Here is a 473-nt window from a genome sequence, read left to right on the forward strand (position 1 = left end):
GAGCCGGGCGCTCGTCCCAACGCCTAGGAGCTCGCCATGGAACGAGATCGGGAGGACTCGCCGATCCCCGGTGCGCAGCAGCAATGAGACGCCCTTGGAGCAGCCCGTCAGGGAAGCTCGAACTGACCGCAGCCAGGCCGTCACTAGAGGTGACTTCCCGGCCGGTGAACCGGATCGTCGTATGTTCCAGTGAAACGCCCGGGAGCGAATAAGAAGGGCGACGCCGATGGCCTCTCCTACAATGAATAGATGGCGTCGCAGCGTCGAATGGCCTTGAACTTCGGAGGGGCTGCTGGCAAATTGGCCCCATGAGTAAGCTGCTTCAGCCAAGCTCCGAAGGTCAGCAGCTCCGCTTGTTGGCGGACCTGTGCATGGTGGCGCAGGGCTTTCACCCTTCTCGCCGCCGAGCGGATGAGCTGATCGCGGATGGGTTGATCTGGGTCTTGATCGCGAAGCCTCCGAAACATGGACTG

At 62.2% G+C, this 473-nt stretch carries 1 protein-coding gene; it reads right to left on the reverse strand.

Annotated elements, in window-relative coordinates:
• Positions 1 to 236 precede the first annotated feature (236 nt).
• On the reverse strand, positions 237 to 473 hold a 237-nt coding region (locus KVS69_RS18780; protein ID WP_217539489.1), incomplete at its 5' end, for a hypothetical protein.

Source organism: Stenotrophomonas sp. GbtcB23, from assembly GCF_019091045.1.
In the GTDB taxonomy this organism is placed as follows: domain Bacteria; phylum Pseudomonadota; class Gammaproteobacteria; order Xanthomonadales; family Xanthomonadaceae; genus Stenotrophomonas; species Stenotrophomonas rhizophila_A.